Here is a 219-nt window from a genome sequence, read left to right on the forward strand (position 1 = left end):
TAGCTCCAGTGAGTCCTGTAGCTCCAGTAAGTCCTGTAGCTCCAGTGAGTCCTGTAGCTCCAGTGAGTCCTGTAGCTCCAGTAAGTCCTGTAGCTCCAGTGAGTCCTGTAGCTCCAGTGAGTCCTGTAGCTCCAGTAAGTCCTGTAGCTCCAGTGAGTCCTGTAGCTCCAGTAAGTCCTGTAGCTCCAGTGAGTCCTGTAGCTCCAGTAAGTCCTGTAT

1 protein-coding gene is annotated in these 219 nt (G+C 52.5%); it reads right to left on the reverse strand.

What is annotated here, in order from left to right; all coding sequences use genetic code 11:
• A partial coding sequence (locus AC1VNJ_RS26995) for a hypothetical protein (RefSeq protein WP_482641643.1) occupies positions 1–219 on the reverse strand: 219 nt, incomplete at both ends.

This window comes from Priestia sp. 3CA3, assembly GCF_056836725.1.